Source organism: Salinimicrobium catena (assembly GCF_900102915.1).
Classification (GTDB): Bacteria; Bacteroidota; Bacteroidia; order Flavobacteriales; family Flavobacteriaceae; genus Salinimicrobium; species Salinimicrobium catena.
This window is the reverse complement of record NZ_FNGG01000003.1, coordinates 246,090-271,301: the sequence shown is the minus strand read 5'-3', so window position 1 is coordinate 271,301 and position 25,212 is coordinate 246,090. Positions and strand designations below refer to the sequence as shown.

Here is a 25,212-nt window from a genome sequence, read left to right as displayed (position 1 = left end):
AAAAAGTGAGGTATGACATCTATTCAGACCGATCAAAATATCGTCTATACCATTGCTGAAGGTCAGCTGGATGACGAAGATTACAATCGCATCATTCCGCTGCTGAAGGAAAAGATAGACAACTTCGGAAAAGTGCGCTGGTATTTTGAAATGAAAGACTTTACAGGCTGGACCTTTAGTGCCATGTGGAAAGATCTTAAGTTTGATGTGAAGAACAGGAATAACCTGGAAAGAGTTGCCATGGTTGGAGATAAAACCTGGGAAAAACAGCTCACTCAGCTGATGAAGCCTTTTACAGAAGCTGAAATTAAATTCTATGAATCTGAGGATAGAGAGAAAGCCAGATACTGGATAAAAGCGATTACAGATGAAGATCAATGAATCATATAACGCGTGGGCAAAATCTTATGATTCCATGGAAAATAAGACAAGAGACCTTGAGGCCGTCGTCCTGAGGGAGACCTTTCTTAATCCGCATTATGGAAACATCCTGGAGTTGGGCTGCGGCACCGGTAAAAATACCGGCTGGCTGTCGCAAAAGGCCGATCATGTTAATGCTCTTGATTTTTCTTCTGAAATGATCGCCAAAGCCAGGGCCAAGGTAGAAGCAGATAACATCACTTTCACCCAGACAGACATCAACACACCCTGGCCGGTAAAACCGGGTTGGTCAAATCTTATTACCTGCAGCCTGGTACTCGAGCATATTGAAGACCTGGATTTCATTTTTCGGGAGGCTGCACGAGTATTAAAAAGAAGGGGGAATTTTTACATTTGCGAACTGCATCCATGGAAGCAGTATTCGGGAAGCCAGGCACGGTTTGAAACTTCTGACGGCGTACATAAACCCACCGCCTTTGTTCACCATATCTCAGACTACTTAAATGCAGCAAAAGCCAATGGCTTTAAATTGATCGATCTTAAAGAATATTTTGATGACCGTGAAAAGGAGAACATTCCAAGATTGATCTCCCTGGTCCTGGAAAATGAAGCCTGATCATGAATGCAGGACAGTTCTCTCCATCCTGAAGACTTCCCGGAAGAACCGGAAGGTATCCTTTGCCTTTTCCAAAGCTTCCTCTTGTTCCTTTTCTGAAAAATCCTGCTGAGAAAGTTCATTTTTGAAATCGTTCCAGGCCTTTAAGCTATCCTTGTCCCCATTGAAGAAATGGTGCTTTTCTATGGAAGATAGTCCGGCACACTTTTTAATGTTCCTGGCGAGGACCATTCCTCCCAGCGCAGAACCTTCCACAACGTAAGCAGCGCCAAACGCCTCTGCCCTGGAATTACAGCTGAACTCAAACTCAGGAGCAAACTTTGAGATCTTAAGCTGTTCAAGGTCCTTCTGCAGTTGTTTATGCTTTTGTCCCTGATAACCCTTGATAAAAGGCGCAATGGCATTTTCGGTCTTTTGGTATGCCAGAAAATTCTGCAGTAAAAGCAGCTTATAGGTTTCCACGTCCATGCTATGGTCCATTATGAACCTTGCCAGGTTCTCCTCCTCTACCTGTTGATGCAGGTCTTTGGTTGCTTCTTTAAGCCTTTCCGTCTTCATCTCCTAAATCAAATTTGCTCAGGTTTTCCTTGATCCTGATAATGTTTTCTTTCTGTTCTTTGTTGTCGCTGTTCAGACTTTCCAGGTAATCATAGATCTGGTTAACAGCAATACGATTCTCCCTTAACCTTTCCCTAAGCTCATCTTTGGAGCTGAGGTTAAAAACCACTTTTTTGAGAAGAGGCTTTAGCCTTTCCTCAAGATCGTTCATATCCTTCTTTAGAATATATCCCCAGGCTCCTGCCAAAATGGTATTTGCAGCAAGTTCTTCATCATTGATGGTCCCTGTAAGGAAAATGAAAGGTACGCTGCCGTCTATTTCCTGCACCAGCTGCAGCACATCAAGGCCTGTACAGGAAGGCAGGTTATAATCTGATATCACCACATCGGGCGCAAAGTTCACCATGCGTTCTCTACAGGCAGTTAGATCTTCTACCACAGCTATCTCGGGCTTTTCTACGATCTTTTTGATGGTCCTTTTGGTAAGGATCACATCTGCCTCATTATCCTCAACTAACAATATTCGTAATGGGATCGTGATCATTCTGTTCAGTTTCATTTTCCTTCACCGGGGTTGGTGTAAAAGTAAAAAGTAGTGCCTTCATTCCCGGCGCTTTCAACCCAAATCTCTCCCCGATGTTTATCTATAATCTTTTTTACTATTGCAAGACCTATGCCGCTGCCTTTAAAATCTTTGCCGGCCACACGGGTAAAGCTTTCAAATATCTGTCCAAAATCTTTTTCGTCAATGCCAATCCCGTTGTCTGAAATAAAGTAGACCTGTTCCTCGTTTTTAATTGTCATCCCTATCTGCACTTCAGGATTTTCCTTTTGAGCTGAATACTTAAGCGCATTACTAATAAGGTTTGACCAAAGCTGAAGGAGCATTCTGCGGTCTCCTTTCATCGCCGGAAGATCTTCCTGCACCATTAACCGGGTGTGTGGGTAATTTGCCCTCACATTGATCATTTCCAAAAACTCATTAATAAGATCTTTCACAGGAATTTCCTGAAGCCGTAGTGCGCCCAGTTGGGAAATCCTGGAATAGGAAAGAATATCATCAATAAGGCTGTGCGTTTTCTGGATCAGGTCTGAACCCATTTTTAGCAGTTTTTGACCGTCTTCATCCAGGCTATGCCCATAATCTTCTGTAAGGATCTGCAAGTAACCTTCCAGCCCCCTAATTGGGGCCCTAAGATCATGCGAAAGTCCGTAACTAAAAAGCTCCAGCTCTTTATTGGCTTCCAGCAATTTCTCGTTAAGAGCCTCTATCTCATGTCTTTGTCGGGCCAGTAAAATATGACTAATGTTCTCTCCAAGCGTCTTTACAACGCTTATATCATAATCTTTAAAAGCCTTTGAGACGCCGGTGACCTGTTCGCTCCATTTGGAAAAGGATTTTCTGGGGCTCAACCGCTTTTTCTCTTCATCGTAAAAAGCTTTATTGGCAGGATCACCACCCCAGTTCACGTTCTCCACCTCTTCGGGCCTTAGCCAAAGAATGTACTTATCTTCTGCCAGCCTAAGGCTTAGTAATCCGGATATTTTCTTCTTATAAGAATCGGCTTCGGGAAAAAGTTCTGATAACTTTCGGGTGAAAAAAAGGTTTTCCTCTTTTCTTGCTATAAAATTCTGCAAAAGACTGTCCATTTTCTCCTTTTCCGGGACACTTCCGCAGAATTTCCATTCCCCCTGGAAATACAGAGCTCCCCCACTGCAGGAAATAAGATCGGTAAATTTCACCGGTCCTTCCGCAAGGGCTTCAAAAAGGCCATTTCTTTCCCGTATTTGTTCTACCAGCTGATTCCTGATCTTTTCTGAAACCTCGGTGTTCTTAATGAAGTTGTTCGACTCCTGCAGGGCGATCTTGGTTGAGAACATCTCTGCCAGAAATCGGGCGCTTTCCCGCTGATAGTAACTGATGAATTTCGCTGTTCTGTGATGGCATGCGATAAGCCCCCAGAGTTTGCCACCCACGACAATGGCCGAGGTCATAGAAGCTCCCACCTCCATATTGATCAAATATTCGATATGTATGGGTGAAACCGCCCTGAGGTCCAAATGGGAAAGATCAAGGGGTTTTTCTGTAAGCGGAGAGATCTCGGGAAGGATCGCCTGAGGTGTATAATGTACATCGGCTATCATTCTTACCCGATTCTTGAGAAAAAGTGCGCGTGACTGCGGCGGAATGTCGGTAGCCGGATATTTTAGACCCAGCCAGCTTTCCATTTCCGGTGCTTTACGCTCTGCAACCACCTCCCCGTTCCATTCTTCATCAAATTTATAGATCATTACCCTGTCATACCCGAAAATTTGCTGGGTAAGCAGGGCCGCCGACCGGCAAAGCTCAGCAATAGAGCCTGAGGCCTGTAATTTGTTAAGTATCCTGGTAAGGTGCTTCTGAAAGAAAAAAGAATCTGAAACCTCTTCAAGGGGTTCAAATTCAAGCACCAGATTTATTCCTGAAAAATGGGCCAGCAAAAGAAAATCTTTGCCGTTCACCTTGACCTGCAGCGGAAGGGCTGTATCTTTTACAGCCAGTTTATCCTTAAAAAAAGATACCTGCTCCTCCCCAAGAAGCCTGGCAAGGGGCTCGTCCAAAAGTTCATTTCCTGCAATTGAAAAATACTCCAGGCTATTGGCACCTGCCTGGGTGATCTTCAAACTGAGCGGGTCACACACCAGGATCACGCCATACTCCTGCGTTTTTCCTATAATATGTATGGGTTCTTTCGCACAATTATCCAGATCTATTTTTTCCGGATACTTCCGAGAGGTCAGGGCCATTATATCATTCCGCTTTAAGTTTGAAATAGAAGGAACTTCCAACACCTACCTGTGAATCTACCCACATGGTTCCTTCGTGAAGGTGTACGATCTTCTCAACATGCGCCAGGCCTACCCCTGTTCCGTCTTTCTTACTCTCTTTTTCCACCCGGTTAAAGATGGTAAATATGTTTAATTGATCCTCTTTGGAGATCCCCACCCCGTTATCTACTACAGAAAAGATCCAGTAGTCTGCTTCTCTATACGCCGAAATACGCACTTCAGGTTTACGATCTTCGGGGGTGTATTTGATGGCATTGCTGATAAGGTTCTGGAAGAGCAGCCTAAGCTCCACTTCATACCCCATGATCTTCGGAAGGTCACCGCAGTGAATTTTTGCTCCACTGTCTTTGATGCTCTTTCCAAGGTCGTATTTCACCACCTCTACCAGCTCTTTAGTGTCAACACTCTTTTTCTTTCCATTTCGGCCAATCCTGGAATGTTCGAGTAAGGCTTTGATCTGCCTGGACAGCCTGGAAGAAGCATCTTCTATATAATTGATATAGTTTTTGCCCTTATCATCAAGCCTGGTTGAATAGATCTTCCCAAGCACATCACTTCCAAACTTAATAGTGGAGAGCGGTTCCTGTAGATCGTGGGAACAAATGGACACGAATTGCTCAAGGTCGCTGTTGGCGCGCTCAAGATCTGCCTTCTGCTCCTGTAGTTTCTTTTCAACTGCCTTAAGTTCAGAAATATCAGCATAAGTATAGCGGATGGAAAGCACAGCGTCATTCTCGTCCCTCTCTGCTATCGCGTTAAGAATAACAGGAATGGTATCGCCGTTCTTGGTAAGCAGTTTTTGCTCCAGATTCACCAGTTTCCCGTCAGTCTGGAATTGCTTGTTAGATTTTATTGCCTCCAACTGTGCCTCTTCACTGTACAGGTCAAAGATAGGACGTCCTATAAGCTCTTCTTTAGATTTATATTTAAGTTGTTTCACCGCCATTTTATTGCACTCGGTGATCAAAGAACTCTGAGGGTCCACACTTATATGCATCATAGGATTTTCCTCATAGAAGCTCCTGTACCTTCTTTCACTCGCCTGCAACTTCTCTCTGGATTTTTGCAGAAGCTCAACATCAATAAAGGTGATCACGACCCCATTCACTTTCTGGTTGGAATCTATGTATGGAGACAGGCGTCTTAAGTAGTGGTTCCCATTTTTAGCGACAACCACCTTTTCTAAAGTCTTACCTGTGTTCAAAACCCTGTTACATCTGTCTACAAGGTTATTTTTCCCCATACTACCGGTAAAGTGACTAATAGGCCTTCCTATATCGGAATTGAGAAAACTGAAGTGTTCTTTAATAGCAGGAGTAAATCTTCTAATAGACAATGAGGAATCCAGGAAGATCGTACCTATCTGAGTACTCTCCAAAAGGTTGTTCATATCTGCATTAAGGGCCGCGAGATCATCTACCTTTTGAATATTCTCGGCGTTGACCGTATTGATCTCCTCATTCACACTTTGCAGCTCCTCATTGGTACTTTGCAACTCCTCGTTAGAAGCCAGTAATTCCTCGTTTGCCGCCTGCAACTCTTCGTTACTGGTCTCGATCTCTTCAAGGGAAGCCTGCAGCTCCTCTTTGGTCTGCTTTAATTCTTCCTCAAGATTTGAAACATATTCTTTGGTTCTCTTGGTAAGGGTTATATTATCGACTTCTTCAACGCCGTCAAGTTTCAGCTCCTTTTCGATGAAAGTGATCACATAATGAGTCCCTCCCTCAAGGTTTTGTTGCTCAAAAGGTTTTACAATAATGTCTACTCCCTTTTTCTTTCCCTCATGACTAAATGCCGCATCTTTGTAATAAACTTTCTGTTGAAGTTTGTCTGCTTTCTTCAGGGTATTCTGTACCAGATATTTGAGGTCAGACTCCAGCATTTCAAGCAGGTTGATCGAAAACCCGCTGGTTGGAAGGTTGGCATATTTCCTGAATTCTCCTATCGCCTCCAGGATGTTGTATTCGTCATCTATGAAAACACTGGCCCCGTTAAAATGCTCCAGAAGAGTTTCGTTGAACTCATTGTTCATCTTTTGCTTTACGGGACGGTTTGGAGTTCTTCCCTTATTCGACTCCTTAGAGCCAATATTTTCAAGAAGAGAAGAGGTTGCCGCGTGTGAGATTCCAGAAGTAAGCCTTTTTGAAGGATTAACATTGCGATAGATCTTCCACTTTCGGTCTATTTCCTGGAATTGCTGACGATGACTTTGCACGCTTTCACTGGTACCCAACACCAGCACGCCGTTTTGCTTAAGTGCGTAATGCAAAACTCCCAGAGCTTTCTTTTGAATGGCAGGCTGAAAATAGATCAGCAGGTTCCGGCAGGAAACCAGGTCCATATTGCTGAAAGGAGGGTTTTTAATAACGTTGTGCCTGGAAAAAACTACTGATCTCCTGAGCTTTTCCACCACCCGGTAAGAATGGGGTTTATTAATGAAATATTTTGCCAGGAAATCTGCCGGTACATCTGCGGCTATGCTTTCCGGATATTTTCCTTTACTACCAATTTCCAGATGTTTTTCAGAGATATCTGTAGCAAAGATCTTCACCTCCAGATCCTTTTCCTGCTTTTCCATCTCCTCAAAGATGCACATGGCAAAAGAATAGGCTTCCTCTCCGGTACTACAGGCTACATTCCACAACTTCAAAATATCTCCATCCTTCTTATCTCTCACCAGTTCTGGAATGATGTTTTCCTGAAGCAACTCCCAAACCTTTCCATCTCTGAAAAATTTGGTCACCCCTATCAGAAATTCCCTGTATAAGATCTCGACCTCTCCTTCCCGGGAGGTGAGGAAAGAATAATATTCGGCCAAAGACCTGCATTTGCAGACATTCACACGCCGCGCCACTCTTCGGGCAAGGGTGGACCGTTTGTATTCCCTAAAATCCAGCCCTGTTTCCTTATTGACATAATTGAGGATCTTCATCAGTTCAGATCGGTCGAACTCTACGTCTCCGTCTTCAAAATGAAAAACTTCAGGCGCAGATATGAAGTTTTGAAGTTCACCTCCCATTTTCTTCACCGGGATCACATAATCTACCAGGCCGGTATTAATAGCACTTTGAGGCATACCGTTGAACTGCGCTTCATCAGGCTCCTGCACCATGATCATTCCATCACTTTCTTTGATGGCGCGTGCACCACGGGTTCCATCGCTGCCGGTGCCACTCAATATCACCCCTATCGCCTTTTCCTTTCTCTCCCTCGCCAAAGATTCAAAGAACATGTCTATGGGAAGATTGAGGGTTTGGTCTTTAGGTTTTTCTTTAAGAAACAGCTTTCCTTCCTTGAGAATTAGATTATTGACAGGCGGGATCAAATAGATCGTTCCCGGCTTCACATCCATTTTGTCCGAAATTTCGGTAATGGGAAGCTGGGTATTTCTTTTCAACAATTCCCCCATCATACTTTTATAATCGGGAGAGAGATGCTGGATCACTACGTAGGCATTTTGAGAGTCATTGGGAACGTTCTCAAAAAATGCTTTTAAAGCCTCCAATCCACCGGCACTGGCACCAATGGCCACAATGCGGGTTTCTTTTATTTCAGAAGAATCTTTTTGAGGGATCTCAGCAAGGGTTGAAGGGGAATTATTATTGGTTTTCCTCATGGGAATGTATGGGATATAACTTAAATTAAAATATGCTAAATGTCCAAAAATAAGGGATGTAACTCCAGCCCTTGGCCGCTTTTGCCATTAAGATTAACGTTTTACAAAAATTAACTAAATTCTTTTTTCAGAAGCGTGAAGTTATCACAATCTATCAAAACGTATTGTTAATGATATGTTAAGCATCCCTACGCATAGGCACTTCAGCTGAAAATCGATGTCCTTTGTCGGTATATGAAATTTCATTCTCTGGCTACAAAACCAGTTAAATCCAGATCCTTACTAACCGTTTCATCTACGGATTTCATACATGCTCAATATCCTTTTTCTTCTACAGCCTGAAGAGAGTCTACTACAGCCCCTTCATAAGCTGTACCTGGTATTGCTGATAAGGTCCCATTAGATTAAGAATATAAATTCCCTCGCTCCACCCACTATGATCAATGTTCCAGAAGATATTACCACCTTCTGAGGGAACTTCAAAAATGGTCTGAACCAAGACCCTTCCGAGGTTATCATAGATCTCTGCAGTAAAGGACTGTCCACCGAGAGCATTTGGAAAGGATATGTAAAATCCGGTTTCATCGATGGGGTTTGGAAATACACTTACTTCCTCGCTATTTTGAAAAGTAGAAGTATCTGCTTTTACGGTAGAAACTGAAGCAGGCGAACTACAACCGGTTCCTGATGCATTTACAGTAGACTTCATCTCACCTCCAAAGCTGTCCATCCAGTAAACAGAAACCTGAGTTTGTCCTTTAGAGGCCGCCTGGGTGGTGAAGGTGGTGGTTTCTCCGGCCCCTAAAGTAAATGTTCCTGATTCATTGCTTTTACGCACCTCCCATCGCCCGGTAGTAGAACAACTGCCTTCGTTAGAAAGGGTCCAGTAGACAGTTGAACCGGAAGTACATTCGGTAATGATCAAAGAATCTGTTCCTATACAGACTGCATTTTCACAGGCATCACCTATCCCGTTTCCATCGGCATCCAGTTGGTCAGGATTAGAAACCTCAGGACAATTATCCACAGAATCTGCAATTCCATCCTTGTCTGTATCCACTATTGAGCTTGTAGCGTCTGCTCCATCACAGTCCTGGTCAACCCCGTCATCAGGAATGTCTTCTGCAGCGGGGTTTATAGTCGGTTCAGAATCATTGCAATCTCCGGCAATCATAACATAATTCCCTTCAGGTTTTGTGCAGGATGAAATATTTGTTGCCGCAGAATCTACTCCAAAGGTATCATTGTCGGCATCAACATACCAGGTTTGCAGAGTACAATTTCCAGTGACCTGTACTTCGGTGCTGAATTCGGAGGTATTTCCTGCAGCATCAGTGGCGGTGGCTACAATTAAATTGCCCGGTTGTAAGCTGCTAGTAGCCGGGGTCACCAAAGAAGCCGAAGCGGAATTCTTTCCTTTCGGAATATCATTCTCGGTGTAGATAATTTCCCCCAAATATTCTATTCCTTGCCGGTTTCCATCACTTTTGTAGATATCAATGGTCAATGGAAAGGCGGAATATCCGGGCTCTGAAGAAATGGTATAGCTTACATTTAAGGTTCCATCCTCCAAAGAAGCTCCTTCACTCAAATCCGGATAATTTTGAAGATGATTGGCCCCGTCATCTGCATCATTCCTGTCATTCTGGGTAACTCCATCAGAATTCAGATCTATTCCAATGTCTGAATTTCCAAAAATTCTGTTTCCCCAAAGCGAATTCTGTAAAGGCTGAGTTTTGACCTGAGATCCAATGTAATCAGAATAATATATAACAATCCCGGCACCAGTATTAAATGCTATTGTATTACTCTGCCCTAATGAAGAACTTCCTATTTCATTATTTTCACTACCATTCACAATCATGATCCCATTCTCACCATTGCCCAAAGGAGAAACCCCATCAACTTTGGTACCTATAAGGTTATTGTACACTTTTGTGTCTTTGGAAGCGTGAAAACTTAATCCGATGCTTTCATTTCCGGAAATTACGTTGTTTGCAATAGTAGTTGCATGAGCGGTTATTGACATCCCTCTATAATTGGGTATTGCCCGCTGTCCAGAGGGGTCAGTTCCTATGTAATTTCCAAGGACCTTATTTCCAACAATAGGATATTCTGGTGACGCACCAATCGTAATAGCATTAAAATAAATATTTCCTGAAATGACATTGCCTTCACCCGGATTGAGCCCTCCTATTGTATTTCCCGAGGCCGACGAAGTCCACAGTCTTATACCCTGCTGCCGTGACTCTCCAAGATCAGTAAGCATTTCACCATCCACGCTCAGACCAATGTAATTTCCGGAGATAACATTGTCAGGACTTAAAACATACACACCCGTTCTTATATTTCCAGAAATTACGTTCCTTTCCTGCGCTGTAGCACCTCCAATGAAGGTGTTATTCGCTCCTACGTGCGTTACGATACCCCAGTGGTTAGGAACTGCCCGAGTACCTGTTGCATCTGTACCTATAAAATTTCCCAGTATCCTATTCTCAAAGGATTCTTCCCCGTGAATGTAAATACCTATTCCCCACCCATCTTGTATAAAATTTCCGGAAATAACATTTCTGTCGCTTACCTGTTCCCCTCCAATTGTATTTCCTGAACTATTTACCAATGCCATTCCGAAAGTATTAGAAAATGCAGATATACCATTAAAAGCAATACCCAAAAAATTTCCTGTAAAATGATGAGATCCTGTAGAATTAGCATATATCGCAGTTCCATTCTGAAGGATATCGGCTTCTCCCATCATATTGAAGTTACCCATGACAAAACCCTTTATTTTACTACCAGAGGACTGTCCCTCTAATTTAAATCCGAATCTGGCTACTCCCTTGCCATCTACCACAATTACAGGTGTAGACCAGGAATAACCACTTTGAGTGGTCGCATCAAGAATAATTGTTTCTTTGATAGGAGGAAGGTCTTGAGTTAAATTAAAGACGAAAGGAGATGTACCCTGAAGATCAAAAATAATTTTATCAATTTCAGAAGTCTGGTTTGCGGTTTCTATAGCTGCACGTAAGGTGCATTTTCCATTCCTGTCAGCGCATATTCCATCTGTAAGATCAGTATCGGGATCATCATTAGTACTTTCTACAATAATGATATTCTGTCCAACCATGCTGACGCAAAAACAAAAGATAATTAGCGGTGTAAGAATAATAGTCTTTATCTTTCCATTTAATTGAAAGATAGACCTCCATAATAACCTTCCTGAAGACGTGTAAAACTTTTCCATGTTGACCATTTATAGCTTCCCCATCGTAGGGCTTTTGGACAAGCAGAAGTTATTGAATGAGCTTTTCCAGGTTAGGGAAAGTGGAAAGATGCTGTAAAAAAACGTGATAAATAAGACTATTAAAGCAGGTATAGCAATACATACTTTTTAGTTCCAACTTAAATATAACGATTTAAACCACTGAAAATAAAAGTGATACATATTTTTCGATAAAAGCATCAAAACATCGGAAGAAGTAATACCCTACAAACCATTTTATCTTTATTTGATCCTTTCTATTCTTTTTCCCAGAGCTTAAATAATTAACTATTTTTCAGTAAATTAGGGAGACTATCTTTTAATCTCTACTACCATGAATAATGCACCTATCTTTTTTTGCAGGAAACTGAGTTTTTTAATTGTCTTCTTCACGTTTGTACAAGTATCCTGGGGGCTTTCCACAGGCGATGAACACTCTTTATTCCAGGTAAGTGAGTACAAGGGAAAAGTGGTGAATTCATCCGGTGACCCTATCAACTCCGCCTACCTGGCTGTTGAAGGCACTAACATTTCTACCGTTACAAACAGTGACGGATATTTTTCCCTGAAGATCCCTGCTGATATGCAGGAGGTTTCTGTCACCGTTTCCCATCTGGGCTACAGGAGCAGGACGCTTCCCCTTGAATTCTTCAAGTCAGAAAACGTGGTGATCGAACTACAGGAAACCATGGAAGAGCTTTCCGAAGTAAGTATTCTTAGCTATACCGACCCGAGAGCTGTGGTGGAAAACATGCTGAAAAATCGCGGCAACAACTACTTTGAGGACAGGGCAACCATGACCGCCTTTTACCGTGAAACCATCAAACGCGGAAGAAAGAACGTCTCCCTTTCTGAAGCCGTGGTAACTATTCACAAAACTCCCTACAACTCAATGAGTGATGACGACATTGCTTTGGTAAAAGCACGAAAAACAGCCGATTATGACCGTTTGGATACAGTAGCCCTGAAGTTAAGAGGCGGACCCTATAACCCGCTAAGCATTGACCTGATGAAAAATCCTACGTACATCTTCGGTCAGGATGAACTGGAAAGGTTCGAGTTCAGTTTTGATCAACCTACCAAAATAAACGACCGGTATCTCTACGTTGTTAACTTTAAAGAAGAAGACCAGGGAATGCCATGGTATTACGGGAAACTCTATATTGACGCACGCTCCTTCACCCTTGTAAAAGCTTCTTTTAATTTAAACGTGGACAACCGCTCTGCGGCAACCGATCTTTTCGTGAAAAAGAAACCCGGCGGCACCAAAGTCTATCCGGTAGAGGTTCACTACGATATTCAGTATAGGGAGCGGGACGGAAGGTGGTATTACGGCTATGGCAACACAAACCTGGAATTCGTGGTCAACTGGAAACGCCGCCTTTTCAATTCCCGGTACAAAGTGAGCAGTGAATTGGCAGTTACCGACTGGAAGATCAATACTGAAGGTAAAGTTAAGAAGGATAATACATTTTTAAGCAACAGAGTGGTAATGGCCGATGACATATCGGGATTTGCCGATGTAGGTTTCTGGGGTGAGAACAACATCATTGAACCCGATAAATCTATTGAAAATGCCATAGATAAGATAAGGAAGAGGCTTGAAGAAAACTAACAAGTTTCTTCTTTCGCAGAACTAAAAAATAGCTCCCGGGTGACCTGGAGCAATCATTGACAGCCGCCGATTCTATTCGGCGGTTTTTGTATTAAAATTGGCTCACCGACAGCTTTTGTCGCCGACCTTTTTTTACTTTGCAAACAAGAAGCTTATATCGTATTTTCGAACCCGCCTCTTTCCCCTGATTAAAACAAAATTTCTGATCCATGAAGATCCTCCATACGGCAGACTGGCACATTGGTAAAAAACTGCATAAAACTGAACTTTCCGAAGATTTTGACCTGTTCATCGACTGGCTCTGCGAGCTGCTTGAAAAGGAGCAGGTTGAGCTGCTGCTTATTTCGGGAGATGTTTTTGACCTTGCCAACCCCTCTTCCGAAGCCAGGAAACAATACTACCGGGCGCTCATAAAACTGAAGCGGTTCGACTGCAAGATCATTTTGACCGGCGGAAACCACGATTCCCCGGCCATGCTCGATGCTCCTAAAGAAGTGCTTCGGGAACTCGATATACACATCATTGGAGGATTGCCTGAAAGTATGGAAGAGGTCGTTATTCCAGTCTTCGGAAAAGAGGGCCAGCCCGAACTGCTTGTGGCTGCCTTGCCCTTCCTGAGGGATTCTGACCTGCGGAGTGCCAATGATGGCATCACCTATGAAGACCGGCTGGAGGCCACCAGAAAAGGTATCCAGAATTGCTTTATTGGAGCTGCAGATCTCTGCAGAAAAGAATACCCGGGAATTCCCGTGGTGGCTATGGGCCATTTATTTGCCGCAGGAATAGAGACTTCAGAGAGCGAGCGCGATATTCAGCTGGGCAACCAGGCGGCCTTTGAAGCCTCTCGCTTTGGCGATCACTTCAGCTATATCGCCCTGGGCCACATCCATAAACCCCAGCGGGTTTCGGCTGCGGTGCCCGCCTTCTACAGTGGTTCTCCCCTGCCCCTGTCTTTCAGCGAAAGAAAAGATGAAAAAAGGGTGTTGTTGATCGACACTCAAACCGGCTGGGAACCACGGAGTATTAACATCCCTTCTTTCAGAAAACTTCTGAAGGTAAGCGGAAACCTGGAAGAACTGCGCCAAAAGCTGCAAGAGCTTTCAGAAGAAAAAGAGCTGGAAAGCCTTATTGAAGTAGAATTGCTGGAAGAACAATATGACGCCGTTAAGCTTTACGATCTGGATGAGCTGGTCTCTAATTTTAACAAGCCGGGTTACCGCATCGTAAAACACCGGGCCACCTTTCAGAAACAAAGAAAAGGCGCCTCTGAAGCCTACGAAACAGGCGTTGCTCTGCAAGACCTGAAACCAAAAGATGTTTTCCTGGAACTTATCGCCAACCATGAATATGAAGAGGAGACACGGCAGGAGATCCTCAGCGCCTTTGACGAGATCATGGAGGAAGTTAACCAGGATGAAAAACTGTAGTTTATGAAGATCTTAAAAATCGAATTTCAGAATATAAATTCTTTGAAAGGGACCCACGAAATTGATTTTTCTGCAGCTCCCTTCACCTCCAGTTCTCTTTTCGCGATCACCGGCCCCACAGGCAGTGGAAAAAGTACCATTCTGGATGTCATCTCCCTGGCACTTTTCAACCAGGTGCCACGGCTGGGCAGGATCTCAAAGAACGAGATCCTGAACAAGGGTGCTATTCTTACCCGCAATCAAAAAGAAGCTTTTGCACAGGTCACTTATGAATCAGGAAGCGGTGTTTTTGCTTCCCTGTGGAGCATTTCCACCAACAGCAACAACAACCTGCGAGATTACGAGATGCAGATCTTTGATCTTGCGACAGGAAAAGCGCTGGACCTGAAAAAATCTGATGTCCCTGCAAAGAACGAGGAGTTAATAGGGCTTAACTATAACCAGTTCATCAAATCTGTTTTGCTGGCCCAGGGGGAATTCGCTCAATTTCTCAGAGCCAAAAAAGACGAAAGAGGAGAACTTCTGGAAAAGATCACCGGCACCGGCATTTACAGGCAGGTGGGCATCAGGGCCTTTCAGAAGTATAAGGAGGCGAATGCCCAGATAGAAGACAGGCGCAAGGAAATAGAACTGCTGCAGAAGGAGCTGCTGGATGAAGAGCAGCTAAAGGTCCTGCGGAAGTCCTTTCAGGAAAAGGAAGAACAGATCTCGCCACTTGAAAAGCAGATAAATGAACTTGAAAAAAGCCTGGACCTGAAAAAGAACATCAGGGATCAGCAAAGACAGATAGCCGAACAGGAAAAACTAAAGTTGGAGGTTGAGCAGGACTGGAAAAAATTCGAAGCTGAAAATATCCTTTTGCAGAAGCATGAGGAAATACAGCTTTTCGCCGAAGAGCTGCGGGCCTGGAGAAGCCATACCGAAACCCTGAACGACTTGCAAAAAGAGATCTCTCTAACAGTTCAAAAAGAAGAAGAGGTCGAAAAAGGAATTTTCAACTGCCTTAAAGAGGTAAGCGATTTCATTCAGGCAAATTCTGCAGCCGAAGAAGTGGAAGATAATCTGCAGCGTTTTCTTAAGAACATCCAGCAATTGCAGCAGGCACGAAAGGAGAAATTGAGCTCTTATGAAAACCTGAAGCGGCAGTTCGATCTTGAAGTGAGGGAGGTGCCCTTTCAACTGAACGGGGACCTTGAAGCTTCGGAAAAGAAACTGCTGGAAATGCAGTTTTTGAGCAGGAAGAAATTGGAAGGGTTAAGTTCCTGCCTGGAAAATATTGACCTGGAGGAAGCGGGAGAAGAAAAATTGAGGCTGAAAAGAGAACTGGAAAAAGCCCGCCTGGCTCATAAGAAGTTCGGGGCAATTGAAAATCTTTCAGCTGAACTTCTCAAAAACCACAAAGAACAGGAAGAGCTTCTCCCCCACCTGCAAAGCCTTCCGAAGGACTTAGAGCTAAAACAGGCGCAAGCCGCAACACTTTCAGAAAGATTGGAGAAGCTCCAGTTAAAGCTCCAAAACCAGGTGTTACAGGCAAGTTTAGAAGAGCACCGGGCACATTTAAAAGACGGGGAACCCTGTCCGCTTTGCGGGGCGCTGGAACATCCCTTCGCGACAGACCTTCCGCAGCAGGAAACCGGACTAAGGGAAGAGTTAAAAACCACCGAAACCCGGCTGAAAGACCTGCAAAGCAAAATAGTCGCCGAAAAAACCACTTTACAGCACCATGAACAGCGAACCTCGGCGCTTCAAAAAGAGGCTCAACGAATGGAACAGGAGCTCGATCTTCAAAAAAGTGAATTCAAAGAGGAATTTTCTGAATTCATGACGGCGGAAGAAGTGAATTGGGAAGAACTTTGCGCAGGTTATGAAGAACAAATGCAGCAGCTGGAAACCCATCAGCAAGAGGATAGAAAGCTAAAGGCCATTTCTGCGGGACTTCCGTTGATCGAAGAGCTTAAGCTGGTGCTTGAAGAAGGCAAGGGAATAAAGGAACAGCTGGATTCTTTATATACCGGAAATAATATTCAGAAGGATTGCCTCGACCTGCAAAACAGGTGGACCGAATTTCAGCATAATAAAAAGAGCCTGGCCAGACAAAAAGCCGACCTGGAACAAAAACTGATAACCAGGCGCAGCCAACTACAGGAGCTTGAAAAGGAGTTAGAGTTAAAGATAAAAGAGAAGGGCTGCAGATCAATTTCTGAAGCCTTGGAGCGATTACTCCCGGAAGCGCGATATGTTGAGCTTCGAAGACAACGGGAAGAACTAAACTCCAGAAATAAAGAAATACGATCTGCTTTGAAAACTCTGAACGCACAGCTGGAAAAGCTTCGGGAGAATGAGGTGGAAGCAACTTCAGAAGAGCTGGAACAAAAGCTGCAGGAGAAACGAACGAACCTTAAAAATATCACTGCAGAGTTTGAAGAACTAAGATGGAAGATAAGGAACGATGAGAAACTGCAGGCCAGGATCAAAAAGATCGAACAGAGTCTGCAATCAGAAAAACAGCACATTCGCCGCTGGGAATTACTAAACCAGTTAATTGGCGATGCCACCGGCAAGAAGTTCAACGATTTTGCGCAGGACCTGAGCCTTTCCCAGTTGTTGCGGCTGGCCAATATCCGATTAAAAGATCTTAGCGATCGATACAAAATTGATAAGCCTGAAGCGGGCGAAGATGACAGCCTCGTAGCCATAGACGAGCACATGGGCGGGCAGCGAAGATCGGTAAAGACACTTTCGGGAGGAGAGACCTTTATCCTTAGTTTGTCGATGGCCCTGGCCCTGTCTGACCTGGCCTCCAAAAATGTGGAGATCAACAGCCTTTTCATAGATGAAGGTTTTGGAACCCTGGATCCCGAAACGCTTGATCAAACATTGACCACCCTGGAGAAACTACAGGCCGAATCTTCAAAGACCATCGGGATCATCAGCCATGTGGATTCATTAAAAGAACGTATCGCAACGCAGGTAAGGCTAAAAAGGAACGGGCAGGGCTACAGCTCCCTTGAGGTGACTTCCTGAACATAAAGCCTCTTTTTATTAATAAAATAATAAAATGAAAGGAGGCTTTCCCGGTTTCATTTAAAACTCTTAAATTCAAACCACTAACCAAAACTGAAGAGATGAAAAAGATCTTGATGGTGCTTACCTCGCACAGCGACCTGGTAAACACCGATTCAAAAACAGGAGTTTGGCTGGGAGAATTTACAGACCCCTACTACGAATTCATAGATAAAGGATATGAAGTGACACTGGCGAGCCCAAAGGGAGGAAAACCACCGGTTGATCCGCGCAGCCAGCTCACCGAAAATATTACCTCCTCCAACAGGAGGTTTCAGAAGGACGAAAAAGCACAAAAAGACTTTGAATTCACTAATAAATTAGAAGACCTGCACGCAGAGGATTTTGACGCTGTTTTCTTTCCCGGCGGGCACGGCCCAATGGGTGACCTGGCCACTGATGAGATCACGGCACACCTGGTAGTGGATTTTTACCGCCAGCAGAAACCTATCGGCGCCATTTGTCACGGCCCTGCTGCCCTTCTAACGGCAGCCATAGAAGAACCCGAGCTGCTGATAGACAAAGAAGTGACCGCCTTTTCTAATGCCGAGGAAAAAATGGTGGGCTTGAGAGACAACATCCCTTTTAGCCTTGAAGACCGTTTAAAAACTTTGGGAGCCAAATATACCTCTGCGACCATTCCCTTCACTTCGAAAGTAAAGGTTTCAGGAAGGTTAGTGACAGGGCAAAATCCGGCTTCCGCAGAAAAAGCGGCAAAAGAGGTCATCAAGCTACTCGGCTGAAGTCGGTTACATCCTCTTGCCCCTTTCAACCCGTGAATACTACCGATTTTTTGGCAGTTTAGTGATTTCAGGAAGAACGAATTTACTTTCTTTGCCATTACTATGACGATCGAAGAAAAAATCGAGCAATTTGCGCCGGTAGCCGAACATCTACCCGGGGTGGTGGTGATCCATAAAATCGAAGGATTTGCACCATTGTACATGTCTTCAATGGGATTGGACCTTATTGGGATGAACCTTGAAGAACTGAAGAAAGTTGGGGAAGATTACAATAAAAGGTTTCTAAATGAAGCTTTTATGGATGATTACCTGGTGTTTCTTAAGAAGATGATAAAGGAAAAAGGTGATGACCATACCTATAATTTTTTTCACCAGGTTCAACTAAAAGAAGGAGAAGAATACGTTTGGTATAATTCCACCATTAAAGTCTTTTACAAGGATGATAATGGCTTTCCCACCCATTCTGTCACCATAGCTTTTCCCCTTGGCGATCTGGAACATATTCCGCAGAAAGCAGAAAAAATGCTTGATGAAAGTTTCTTTCTTAAAAGGAACCGCCAGAAGTTTCACAGCCTGAGCAGCCGCGGAAAAGAGGTTTTGCGGCTGGTAGCCCTTGGAAAAACTTCTGCTGAAATTGCCGAAGAGCTCCACCTTTCTACTGAAACAGTGAATTCACACCGAAAGATCGTAAAGCAAAAACTTGGCATTACTTCAACCTACCAGTTTACCAAGTACGCCCGATCTTTTGATCTTATTTAAAATTTTGTAACAATTACCCATTTCTGGGTACTAACCATTACCCCTAAATCTAGCTCGACTTTCCTGCAGGATGTAGTGGCCAGCTATGTCTAACCAAAAATTTTAAGATTTGGAAACAGCAGAAGACAAGATCAAACATCTTGAACCCTTTGCCGAACTCCTACCCGGGGTGGTCGTGATCCATGAGATCGTCGATTTTGCAGACTTTAAAACGGTATATATGAGTTCCAAAGGACTGGACCAGTTGGGGGTGAGCATGAGCGAACTTTCAGAAATGGGCAGCAAGTACCATGAGCGGTTCTTCAACAATGAAGATATGGAAGGCTTCATGATAAAGCTCGAAAAGCTGTTAAAGGAAAGGGATCCTAAGGAAACCTTTACCTTCTTTCAACAGGTAAAGTTCAAGGACAGGGATGAATGGGTGTGGCACATAGGCTCCATTCGCATATTTCACCAGGACAATGACGGTAACCCTACCCACACCATTACGGTCAGTTTTCCAGTAGATCAAATGAAACATATCCCTAATAAAGCGGAACGCCTTTTGGCTGAAAATACCTTCTACAAGAACAACCTTGAAAAATTCCACAGCCTGGGCGACCGGGCGAAAGAAGTTCTGCGCCTGGTGGCATTAGGAAGAAGTTCTGCTGAAATTTCAGAAGAGCTGAATATCACAGTGGACACTGTAAACACTCACCGAAAAATAATAAAAAGGAAATTGGGTATTCAAACTACCTACGAATTCACGGAGTATGCTCACGCTTTCGACCTGATATATAAAAAAAATCGGGGCCCCTACACCCCCGATTTTTTAATCCATCGGGCTAACATTACATCTTTTCCCGATTTCATGTTGTAAAAATAGAGGAATAAGAGACTTCACACAATACCCACTTTTGGTGAATTTTTTCAGAATTTTACATTTTTTTACTGAAAATCAGCATTATCTGTACACTTTACATTTATAAATTCTCAAATAATCTGCTGTTTTACTGCTTTAATCCAATCTCATCTCTTTTCTTATTTTAGCAGCAAAACAAGAAAGTGCATCGACATTTCAAGATATACAAACCCTACGGTTATCTTAGTCAATTCATCACCAATCAAAAGACCCGGAAGAACAAAAAGTTACTGGGGGAACTATTTGATTTCCCTGAGGCCACCATGTCTATAGGAAGGCTTGACCAGGATTCTGAAGGCCTCCTCTTACTTACCACCGATGGCAAGGTAAGCGCAGATATCACCGGCAGGAAGGTAGAAAAGGAATACTATGTTCAGGTGGATGGTCTCATAGATGAAACGGCCATAGAGAAAATGACCTGCGGAGTGGAAATCGGGATCCAGGGGAAAAAATACATGACCAATCCCTGCAAAGCCTCCATACTCTCCTCCTCTCCCAGTTTTCCAGAACGCGCCAAAAAGATAAGGGATGAAAGGCATGGCCCAACCAGCTGGATAAGTGTGACTCTTACAGAAGGAAAATTCCGCCAGGTAAAGAAGATGACCGCCGCTGTAGGTTTTCCAACCTTGCGGCTTGTCAGGGTAAGGGTCGGCAACGAACTGCTTGATAATATGGATGCAGGAGAAGTAAGGGAAGTGGAAGAATTCAGCTACTAATAAAATTGACGGCTGTCATTGCTGCACTTAAGAGTATTCCTTAAATTAAAGGTATAAATCCTGTAGCGATGAAAAACATCCTTTTGCCCACCGATTTCTCAAAATGCTCCACAAATGCCATTTTGTATGTGCTGAACCTTTTCAAAGGCACCTCCTGTACTTTTCATCTTTTAAGCGTTTACAAATCTTCCAGCTATACCAGCGGAGATCTCATGCAGGCTTCTACAGATGCCTCTCTCTACGACATCCTTATTTCAGAAAACAAGCGTAAACTGGACAAGCTCATTGCTAAAATGGAGAAAAATTGCGCCGGGGAAGATTTTCAATACGATGCTATAACAGATTACAATGTTTTTACCGACTCCATCAATAAATTCATCGAAACCGAAAATATCGACCTTATTGCAATGGGCACCGATGGGGTTTCTGATGCCCAGGAAAGGATCTTTGGAAGCCACACCCTTAGAGTGATCAGGAAGGTAGATTCGCCTTTGCTGATCATTCCCGAAAATGCCACTTTCCATTCCCTTCGGCAATTATTGCTGAGCCTGGACCAAACGGTTGAATTCGAAAAAGAAGCTCTTCAGCCATTATTGAAGCTGATCGGCAACCATTCCTTCAGTTTACACATTCTGAAGATCACAAAAACCGATGCCGATGCTGAAGCAGAAGCCGAGGAAGAGATGATTTTAAAACAGCATTTTGAGATCTATAATCCTTCCTACCATAAGGTGAGCGACGTTCCCGTCAATGAAGCCATCAACACCTTTGTGCAGTCCATGGAAATTGACATGAATATTCTGCCTGTCAAAAAAGAAGAATTCCTTGAGCGGCTTTTTGGTTCGAATCTTTCAAAGATCATTTATTCCACAACGATTCCCCTATTCATTCTGCATAGTAAGGAAGAGGGAGACGAAAAAGATGAAGAATAAAAAGCTTTTTTTTAAGGCTGACTTCCCTCCCATTGTTCTTCGGATACTTCGAAAAGATAAGGAACAAGGCCCCTGTAATTCCGGCCACCAGAAGGCTGTAATCCTCTTTCATATCCAGATTAAGAGCTGCGGAAAAGCCGATGAAACTCCACAGCAAGGGAATAATAAAGATATACCACGGAAGCTTTTTTGCCGAGAACAATAAAATTCCGAAGGTAAAAATGGTCGTGGGGCACGGAAGCCCGAAGGTGGGAGTCTGAGGATAGGAATGGCCGAAAAAAGCAGATAAAAATGGATAAACCAGGAATGAAAATATCACGAACAGAAATCCTACGATGCCTTTAATATCCAGTTTCCACCTATACACCAGCTGTTTTCCCAAAACCCCGCTCCAGATAAATATTGCCGATTGAATAATGAAAAAAATTCCAAACAGGAAGGCAAGGGAATTAATGGTACTAAAATATAGCAGGTGATATACAGCTCCCATCCAGAACCAAAGTATAGCCAATGCTACATTGACCGCCACTCCTTCTGTTCTTTTTCTTATCATAATAAAGGTGATGGCAAAGATGCCGAGAAGATAAAGCAGCATTTGCAGCGGCCACAAAGAAAGATTGTATTCTTCGAACAGGTTGAGGAATTCATCTGAAGTAAAAGGCATGACCAAAGAGTTACCTTTTAAAGATAGCTGATGCAAAGGGTTATAAAAATGACAAATATCAGGCTAAGATCCTGCCGTCTTCCATTTGAATGATGCGATCGGTCTTGTCGGCGAAATCCTGGTCGTGAGTTACAATTAGCAGGGATAGTCCCTGCTCATCGCTGAGTTCTCTAAAAATATTGAAAACGTTCTCTGAATTATGACTGTCGAGGTTCCCCGTTGGCTCATCTCCCATGATAATGACGGGATCGTTGATAAGTGCCCGTGCGATGGCGACCCTTTGTTTCTCCCCGCCCGAAATTTGGGATGCCTTTTTCAGAGCGAGTTTGTCAATTCCAAGGATCTGTAGTTTCTCCATGGCCTTCTGCTCAATTTCCTCGTAGGATCTTTCGGCCAGCTTCCGGGCCGGCAGCATCACATTTTCCAGTACGGTGAATTCAGCTAAAAGATAATGGAACTGAAACACGAAACCTATGTGCTTGTTCCTTATGTAAGCAAGCTTGTCTGCAGGCTGGCCCGAAACAAGTTCCCCGTGCAGGAACAGCTGGCCTTCATAATCTGTATCCATGGTAGAAAGCACATAAAGCAACGTGGACTTTCCACAGCCAGATTTTCCCATAATAGAGGCGAATTCCCCCTCTTTCACCGAAAAAGAGATATCCTTCAGCACGTGAAAAAGTACCGGCTTTTTAAAATGTTTGTTGATATTCCTGGCTTCGAGTATGTTTTCCATCCTGCTTATAATCGATTTATGATCCTAACCGGATCTATTTTTTTCGCTCTTTTAGAGGGAAGATATCCGGCAAGGAAAGTGGCAACTATTGCAAAACTGATCCCGATGATATAGAACCACGGATCAAAATTCACCGGATAGGTCTCTATGGTGGGCAATGCCTCTGTCTCAAAAGGTGTATTGCTTATCACCACCGAAAGCAGGTACCCGACCAACAACCCGGTGACCCCGCCAATGATCCCAATGATAAGAGCCTGGCTCATAAATACCCATTGCACATCCCTGCCCGTAAAACCTGTCGCCTTCAAAATGGCTATATCGTTCATTTTTTCGTAGATAAGCATATTCAGGATATTGTAGATCCCAAAACCTGCCACCAGCAGCAAAGTCACCGATACCGAGTAGGAAATGAGATTCCTTACCGTATTTCCCGTTTCGAACTGCGCATTGGCCGTTTGCACATCTACAGCTCGTAGCCCGTATTGTTCCTCTATCTTCTTTGCCAAACCAACAGCGTCATCTGTATCATAAAGTTTAACGTTTATGTCTGTGATGTAATTTTCAGGCTGCCCCAGGATCTTCTGCGCGGTTTTAAGGTTGGTATAGCTCTGTATATTATCAATATCTGAAATTCCGCTCTGGTAGATCCCGACCACTTTAAGCGGGAAAAGCTCTCCCTGCACCGTATTCACCTGAACCCTTTCCCCTATTTCAAGGGACATCTTTTCTGCTACGCCGGAACCAAGAATGATCGCATTGGCGGTATTTTCAAGGTCTTGCGGACTTCCCTCAACTATGTAGTCACCAAGATTTGAGAGTTCCGCTTCCTGCAGAATATTTACCCCGGTTAGGTTTCCTCCCAGGTCTATGGGCCCGGCGATATAAAATATCTGCGTCTTCACCTGTGGCAAAGCGCCCCTCACCCGAGGGTCCTTCTCTAAAAGATCGATCAGCGGTTGCGCATTGTGGATCTTTTTTTGAGTCTGCTTTGGTTTGATGGACCTCACCATATTTAAAGAACCGCTCAAAGCCTCATAAATATCTACGGGCTGCTGCTTTGACGGCTGTATCTCATTATAAATATGGATGTGTGGGGTCTGATTTAAAATAAGGTCGTCCAGCATGTTGTTAAGTCCGGTCATAAAGCTCACCAGCGTGATATATGAACCAATGCCAAACGTGACACCCAGGGCAGCGATTATCGTCTGCTTCAGCTTGCTAAGCAGGTGGGTTTTGGCGATGCTCATTATGACCGACCTCTGAATCATTCCTTTGGCTTATAAATGAGGGTTTCTGCAGTGATCCCTTCCAGGATCTCTACGGAATCCAGGCTCTCCAGGCCGACAGTCACCTGTACCTCTCCATCTTTGGTCTTTACTTTATTCTTCCCCACCAGATACGCCCTGGGAATCACCAAAGTGCTGTCTTTTTTTGCAGTCAGGATATTGGCCTCTCCAGAAAGGCCGGGGTACAACACCTCAGGTGCTTCCGTAAAAAGGGCTTCAACCAGGAAGGTCTGGTTGCGTTCATCTTTTTCAGGATAGATCTTGCTTACCTCGGCCTCAAAAACGTGATCTCCGTAGGCATCTAAGGTGAGAAGAACGGGTTGTCCTACCTTTACCCTCACTATATCCACTTCATCTACCAGCATTTCAATCACGAAATCCTCCTCTTTTCCTATTGATGCCAGGGGCTGGGAAGAAGTGATCAACTCGCCGGGATTTTTATGCAGAGCGTAGACTTTCCCGTTTATCTTGCTGGTCACCGAAAAATCCCTGGTGTTTACCAGGGCAAGTCGGTAAGTGTTCTCTGCCTGCTCCAGTTGGGTTTGCAGTTCATCTTCGGTTCGTGAATACTTTTTCTGAAGCAACTCAAGCGAATTGGATGAAAGCTCGTAAGCCAGCTTCCTGGACTCAAAAGTGGCTTTAGACCCTATCCCCTGTGCCCATAATTTCTCCTGCCGGTAATAATTAATGGAATCATCTTTATACTTGAGCCTTGCTGCCTTCAGTTCTTCTTCTATGCTGCTGAGTATCCCTGAACTTCCACGATAATTTTTCTTAGCCAGGTCCAGAGCGGCACGGGCATTTTCTGTGGCAAGTTTTGGGCTGGTGTTGATGATCTGCGCGATCACCTCCCCTTTGGCCACCAGGTCACCCTCTTCTACCAGGTTTTCGTCCAACAGCCCGCTAACCGGGGCGTAAGCCTGGTAAAGACTATCGGGCTGTATGGTCACCGAAGAATAGACCGATTCTGTAATTCCGGTTTTAACGGGATAGGTCTTTTCCTGCTCATTTCCGCAGGAAATAAGCAGGAACATTAGAAAAATTGCGTGCAGCAACCGAACCATACAAAATCTTTTCCCAAAATTAACCGATACTCAGCCCTTTCCGA

19 protein-coding genes are annotated in these 25,212 nt (G+C 43.9%); 10 read left to right on the top strand and 9 right to left on the bottom strand.

The window, feature by feature from the left end:
- Nucleotides 1-12 precede the first annotated feature (12 nt).
- Complete coding sequence (locus BLS64_RS09045; protein ID WP_093113194.1) at nt 13-381, top strand: SpoIIAA family protein; 369 nt, start codon at nt 13-15, stop codon at nt 379-381.
- On the top strand, nt 368-997 hold the full coding sequence (locus tag BLS64_RS09040) for a class I SAM-dependent DNA methyltransferase (RefSeq protein ID WP_093113193.1): 630 nt from the start codon (nt 368-370) through the stop codon (nt 995-997). The genes BLS64_RS09045 and BLS64_RS09040 overlap by 14 nt, the downstream gene beginning before the upstream one ends.
- On the opposite strand, the gene BLS64_RS09035 is transcribed toward BLS64_RS09040, so the two are convergent.
- The 5 genes from BLS64_RS09035 to BLS64_RS09015 all read right to left on the bottom strand — a co-directional run bounded on the left by BLS64_RS09035 (nt 998) and on the right by BLS64_RS09015 (nt 11,247).
- Nucleotides 998-1,555 (bottom strand): biliverdin-producing heme oxygenase, encoded by a 558-nt coding sequence (locus BLS64_RS09035; protein WP_093113192.1) that lies wholly within the window; start codon nt 1,553-1,555, stop codon nt 998-1,000.
- Entirely contained in the window at nt 1,536-2,114 is a 579-nt protein-coding gene (locus BLS64_RS09030) for a response regulator (RefSeq protein ID WP_245693407.1), read from the bottom strand. The genes BLS64_RS09035 and BLS64_RS09030 overlap by 20 nt, the downstream gene beginning before the upstream one ends.
- Nucleotides 2,111-4,342: an ATP-binding protein gene (locus tag BLS64_RS09025; protein WP_093113191.1), complete on the bottom strand. Its 2,232-nt coding sequence runs from the start codon at nt 4,340-4,342 to the stop codon at nt 2,111-2,113. The genes BLS64_RS09030 and BLS64_RS09025 overlap by 4 nt, the downstream gene beginning before the upstream one ends.
- A gap of 4 nt (nt 4,343-4,346) precedes the next feature.
- Entirely contained in the window at nt 4,347-8,000 is a 3,654-nt protein-coding gene (locus BLS64_RS09020; protein WP_093113190.1) for a chemotaxis protein CheB, read from the bottom strand.
- 352 nt (nt 8,001-8,352) lie between these two features.
- Nucleotides 8,353-11,247, bottom strand: a complete 2,895-nt coding sequence (locus BLS64_RS09015; protein ID WP_176763458.1) for a MopE-related protein — start codon at nt 11,245-11,247, stop codon at nt 8,353-8,355.
- Nucleotides 11,248-11,734: 487 nt separating this feature from the next.
- Between BLS64_RS09015 and BLS64_RS09010 the strand changes: the two genes are divergently transcribed.
- From BLS64_RS09010 to BLS64_RS08975, 8 genes are all read left to right on the top strand, one after another.
- The gene (locus tag BLS64_RS09010; protein ID WP_176763457.1) at nt 11,735-12,880 is read left to right on the top strand and encodes a carboxypeptidase-like regulatory domain-containing protein; all 1,146 of its coding nucleotides are present in this window, start codon (nt 11,735-11,737) and stop codon (nt 12,878-12,880) included.
- A 209-nt stretch (nt 12,881-13,089) separates the two neighbouring features.
- Nucleotides 13,090-14,307, top strand: a complete 1,218-nt coding sequence (locus BLS64_RS09005) for an exonuclease SbcCD subunit D C-terminal domain-containing protein (protein WP_093113187.1) — start codon at nt 13,090-13,092, stop codon at nt 14,305-14,307.
- 3 nt (nt 14,308-14,310) lie between these two features.
- On the top strand, nt 14,311-17,331 hold the full coding sequence (locus BLS64_RS09000) for an AAA family ATPase (protein WP_093113186.1): 3,021 nt from the start codon (nt 14,311-14,313) through the stop codon (nt 17,329-17,331).
- Nucleotides 17,332-17,432: 101 nt separating this feature from the next.
- On the top strand, nt 17,433-18,113 hold the full coding sequence (locus BLS64_RS08995) for a type 1 glutamine amidotransferase domain-containing protein (RefSeq protein WP_218124608.1): 681 nt from the start codon (nt 17,433-17,435) through the stop codon (nt 18,111-18,113).
- Between the two features lie 102 nt (nt 18,114-18,215).
- Nucleotides 18,216-18,872 (top strand): helix-turn-helix transcriptional regulator, encoded by a 657-nt coding sequence (locus tag BLS64_RS08990; protein WP_093113185.1) that lies wholly within the window; start codon nt 18,216-18,218, stop codon nt 18,870-18,872.
- A gap of 109 nt (nt 18,873-18,981) precedes the next feature.
- The gene (locus BLS64_RS08985; RefSeq protein ID WP_093113184.1) at nt 18,982-19,731 is read left to right on the top strand and encodes a helix-turn-helix transcriptional regulator; all 750 of its coding nucleotides are present in this window, start codon (nt 18,982-18,984) and stop codon (nt 19,729-19,731) included.
- A gap of 185 nt (nt 19,732-19,916) precedes the next feature.
- Nucleotides 19,917-20,489 carry a pseudouridine synthase gene (locus tag BLS64_RS08980; RefSeq protein WP_093113183.1) on the top strand — a complete coding sequence of 191 codons (573 nt, stop codon included), beginning with the start codon at nt 19,917-19,919 and terminating at the stop codon, nt 20,487-20,489.
- A 68-nt stretch (nt 20,490-20,557) separates the two neighbouring features.
- Entirely contained in the window at nt 20,558-21,421 is an 864-nt protein-coding gene (locus BLS64_RS08975; protein ID WP_093113182.1) for a universal stress protein, read from the top strand.
- On the opposite strand, the gene BLS64_RS08970 is transcribed toward BLS64_RS08975, so the two are convergent.
- Genes BLS64_RS08970 through BLS64_RS08955 form a run of 4 tightly spaced genes read right to left on the bottom strand, consistent with a single transcriptional unit; the run spans nt 21,375 to nt 25,138 of the window.
- On the bottom strand, nt 21,375-22,085 hold the full coding sequence (locus BLS64_RS08970) for a DUF6064 family protein (RefSeq protein WP_093113181.1): 711 nt from the start codon (nt 22,083-22,085) through the stop codon (nt 21,375-21,377). The genes BLS64_RS08975 and BLS64_RS08970 overlap by 47 nt on opposite strands.
- Before the next feature lie 58 nt (nt 22,086-22,143).
- Nucleotides 22,144-22,818, bottom strand: coding sequence for an ABC transporter ATP-binding protein (locus tag BLS64_RS08965; RefSeq protein WP_093113180.1), 675 nt, complete (start codon nt 22,816-22,818; stop codon nt 22,144-22,146).
- 5 nt (nt 22,819-22,823) lie between these two features.
- The gene (locus tag BLS64_RS08960) at nt 22,824-24,086 is read right to left on the bottom strand and encodes an ABC transporter permease (RefSeq protein ID WP_093113179.1); all 1,263 of its coding nucleotides are present in this window, start codon (nt 24,084-24,086) and stop codon (nt 22,824-22,826) included.
- Nucleotides 24,083-25,138 (bottom strand): efflux RND transporter periplasmic adaptor subunit, encoded by a 1,056-nt coding sequence (locus BLS64_RS08955; protein ID WP_245693405.1) that lies wholly within the window; start codon nt 25,136-25,138, stop codon nt 24,083-24,085. The genes BLS64_RS08960 and BLS64_RS08955 overlap by 4 nt, the downstream gene beginning before the upstream one ends.
- Nucleotides 25,139-25,212: the final 74 nt, after the last annotated feature.